Source organism: Acetobacter lambici (genome assembly GCF_011516885.1).
Taxonomy (GTDB): Bacteria; Pseudomonadota; Alphaproteobacteria; order Acetobacterales; family Acetobacteraceae; genus Acetobacter; species Acetobacter lambici.
The window spans coordinates 1-3683 of sequence record NZ_WOTD01000095.1 but is presented as its reverse complement, the minus strand read 5'-3'; the positions used below and the strand labels follow the sequence as shown (position 1 = coordinate 3683).

At 52.4% G+C, this 3683-nt stretch carries 3 protein-coding genes; 1 reads left to right on the top strand and 2 read right to left on the bottom strand.

What is annotated here, in order from left to right; genetic code table 11:
* Positions 1 to 138 precede the first annotated feature (138 nt).
* Entirely contained in the window at positions 139 to 1395 is a 1257-nt protein-coding gene (locus tag GOB86_RS14945; protein ID WP_165993440.1) for a dicarboxylate/amino acid:cation symporter, read from the bottom strand.
* Between the two features lie 221 nt (positions 1396 to 1616).
* Here GOB86_RS14945 and GOB86_RS14940 point away from each other — a divergent pair, with 221 nt between their 5' ends.
* Positions 1617 to 2066 (top strand): hypothetical protein, encoded by a 450-nt coding sequence (locus GOB86_RS14940; protein ID WP_165993438.1) that lies wholly within the window; start codon positions 1617 to 1619, stop codon positions 2064 to 2066.
* Positions 2067 to 2286: 220 nt separating this feature from the next.
* On the opposite strand, the gene GOB86_RS14935 is transcribed toward GOB86_RS14940, so the two are convergent.
* Positions 2287 to 3621 (bottom strand): outer membrane beta-barrel protein, encoded by a 1335-nt coding sequence (locus GOB86_RS14935; RefSeq protein WP_194301215.1) that lies wholly within the window; start codon positions 3619 to 3621, stop codon positions 2287 to 2289.
* Between the last annotated feature and the right edge of the window lie 62 nt (positions 3622 to 3683).

The window sequence follows — 3683 nt, the reverse complement described above, 5'->3', positions numbered from 1 at the left end:
AAAAAAAATGAAACAAAATCATAACCTAATCAAAAAATCCCTGAAAACCGCCATATTCCATCTCAACCATTCCTCACGCAAAATAAAAACGGGCCCATAAGGCCCGTTCTTACTCTATCCGCCCCCTGTAATCTGAGGTCAGATGACGTCTTCCGTCGGCCCTTCGGACAAAACACCTTCCCATTTGGCAGAAACTGCGGCCGCGTAGCCATTGCCCAGCACATTTGTGGCCGTGCGCAACATATCGAGAAAATGGTCGATCCCTAGAATGAGCGCGATCCCGGCCTCGGGCAGCCCAAACTGCGGCAGCACGGCAACCAGCGTAACCAGTGATGCCCGGGGAACACCCGCAATGCCCTTACTGCTCAACATCATGACAAGCACCATCAGCGCCTGCTGTGTCCATGGCATATGGATACCGTATGCCTGAGCAATGAAGATGGCACCAAAGGACTGGAACAAGATGGAGCCGTCCAAGTTAAAGCTATACCCCAAGGGCAGAACAAAACCCGCAATACGCGACGGCACTCCAAAGCTTTCCAGCCGTTCCAGCAGCAGCGGGTAAACAGATTCACTACTGGCTGTAGCGAACCCAAGAATGACCGGCTGCACCAGTTCGCGGATCAACTCCTTGATGCGCGGGCCAATGACACAGAACGTAATACAGGTCAGTACGATCCAAAGGGTCATGATCGTTCCGTAGAACTGGAACAGAAACCGTCCGAAATGCATCATCATTTCCGGCCCGCTATGCGCAAGGCTCCCCATAATGGAGCCAAAAACAGCGATGGGAGCCAGAACCATGACCATGTCGGTCATGCGCAACATGATATGCGCCAGCTCCTCCGACCATGAGAGCATGGTTTTGCCCGCCTTACCTGCCGCAGGCAAAGACACGCCAAACAGGACCGAAAACACAACGATCTGGAGGATGTCATTACGTGACATGGCATCCAGAATACTTGTGGGCACAATATGCAGCACAAAGTCGATCGGCTGGAAAGGATGCCTGAGCGAAGCGATGTCCGCTGGGAGTGGTGCGGAGAACCCTGCCCCCGGCTGCAAAATATTGGCTGCCAGCAGACCGATTGTGAGCGAGATAAAGGACATGGCCAAGAACCAGAGGATGACCTTGCCGCCAACACGCAGCACAAGCGTATCATCCCCCAGCTTGCCTATGCCACTGACCAGCGTGGCAAACACAAGTGGCGCAATAACCATGCGAATCAACCTGAGGAACAGGCCCGTAAGCAATGTTGCGACCTGCTCTGCGGCGCTGACATATGCAGGCGCCCAGACATGTATGGACAGACCACACACAATACCCAAAACGAGAGCAACAAGGATGGCGTATGTCCGCCGTCTGGTATTTCCGAACTGCGTGGCAGCTGCCATCAGCGTAATTCCTCTCCCATTTTGACTGAAAACTTCCGTGACAAAGACGCTCCTAATAGGAAAGACTGGTCCGGTCGTCAAAAACCGTGTTGTAGGAGGGGCCGGCCCTTGCCGAGGGTGCCGTTAAAAACGGGGTTTGTCACAAAGTTTCGGCATTGCCCTTTTGCTCTTTCCATGACATGTCATTTTCTTCACTTTCCAGACGTCTGGCAGTTTTGTTCATGTCCTTTTTTCGCTCCGGTGTTGTTTCCCTTATTGTGGCCTCGACCATATCTGGTCAGGCCATGGCCAAGACCGCGTGCGATACCGCGTCCGATGGGCAGATTGAAATTTCCATGAAGGAAGTTGGCGCCGCTATTGGTTATATGTGGGGGCGTGGAACCCTGACATATGGCGGGCAGCGTTACCCTATTTCGGTCAAGGGGGGCGGCGCTCTGGCTCTGGGTGGCGCGAATGTCACAGGCACGGGTTGCGTTAGAAACCTCTCCCGTCTGGTGGATTTTGAAGGCACTTACTGGACTATTGGCGGAGACGCAGCCGTAGACTCCGGCCCTATTGGTATTGTGATGGAAAATGCCAAAGGGGTTGATATGTCCTTTTCAGGACATGCCCACGGTGCCCATCTGTCTGGCCAGATTTCACGCCTTTACTTCAAGATTGATTCGTTCTGAATAACTGGCGCGTCCGCCATTATTGCTGGATTAGTTCAGGCTGTGGGTCTCGCTCACGCATGGGGCTGACGCAGGTTGTTTATGCCGCCCATAATTAAAAATTATTTTATGCATGTGTTCCAATAAAAACGGCCTGCAGGGAAATCCCGCAGGCCGTTTTTTTAGCAACTTATTCAACAGATGGTTTTATCAAACCTGCTGAGTTCTTTTCCGCAAAGGGTCAGAACGCCCAGGTCGCGTCACAGCTGAACCAGAACATGTTGTTTGTGCCGTTATTGACGACCGGATTGTCAACCTTACCAGCCTGGTTGAACGGATGTGTGCCATTGAGCGATTTGTCCAGACGGATTTCCGGCCGAATAATAAAGCCACCCAGAGCCAGCTTTTTGTTGATGAACTCGGGCTTATAAGTCACGCCAACGGTGAGTTCACCATACGTTGTTGGCATAGCATTGTAGTAGGGGTAAGGCTTGTTGGTAATCGCCTGCGTAAAGGAGTTGAAGCTGGAATATTCTGCAATAACCCCACCGGAGTTGTCGCGGAAAATTTCTCCACGCGCATTCAGGGTCAGCCACGGGTGGAATGCGTAGGAGAAATAGGTGCTCACACCGTAAACGTCATCACGCAGACCATCATCATGCAGATAAGTGCCGTTCACGGAAACAGTCATCTTATCATTAACATGATAAGTCGCCATGAAGTCCCCATTATACTGCATCAGGCTGTTGGCAGCCTTGCCCATGCCAGCGCTCAGCCAACCCTCGGCAGAGGTTACCTGACGACCATTGTTCCCCTGCGGACCAAAATGGCCGATTGCGTGCATGTCCAACTTGCCATCAAGCAGTTTGTTCCATGCAAAGCCAAAGTAGCCTTTGGGCTTGTTGTTATTGCCCGATGAACCGAATGTTGTGGAGTTACCCGCATCCACCCCAAGGATCCAGTCCATGTGCTGGGTTACGTGCATGGTTGCCAGAACGCCAACCGTTTCGAACGGTACAATGTAATCGGACGCATAGTTGAAGCTATAGAACGGACGGGCCTGTGAAGGTGTACCTTCCGCCCCCATAATCCCGTACATCTGACCAACCTGAACGTCGATCCCGCGTTTGAAAATCCACGGCAGATGCGCATCAATATGAGCCTGCGTTGGTGCCCACTGGTAAAGACCATGCAAAGAGCCAGAGCCCATGCCAATGGTCGGGTCAAAACGGGCATCCGAACCATACATGGCTTCAAACACGAACCCCAGACCGTAGCCTTTGCCAACAGATGTCACAGGGTGGGAAATGGAGCCCATGATCTGGTTAAGGGTCGCGGTATTGGCGCGATCCGTATAGTACTGCGCAAAGTTGCGGCCTGAACGCGTCCAGGGGTTACCGGTTACACCCCCTTCGACCGACACATGCGCTTCCAGTCCCTGCCAGTAGTTGGGGGTCTGCCCGGCTTTGGGATGAAAAAGATTGCCCACGGTGGGCTTCATCGCATCATCTTCACTGCTCACACCTGAGTGTCTGACCGAAAATGAGTTGAGTGATTTCAGTGGATTATGATTCATGGGTTTGCGATAACCTGATGAGATCAAGATGGCCTGGACTGAAATCACCCGCGCGCAGTATC

Bases quoted from the DNA above. Each gene is read 5' to 3' on its own strand.
- GOB86_RS14935 (WP_194301215.1), bottom strand. From the start codon at position 3,621: ATGAATCATAATCCACTGAAATCACTCAACTCATTTTCGGTCAGACAC.
- GOB86_RS14940 (WP_165993438.1), top strand. From the start codon at position 1,617: ATGTCCTTTTTTCGCTCCGGTGTTGTTTCCCTTATTGTGGCCTCGACC.
- GOB86_RS14945 (WP_165993440.1), bottom strand. From the start codon at position 1,395: ATGGCAGCTGCCACGCAGTTCGGAAATACCAGACGGCGGACATACGCC.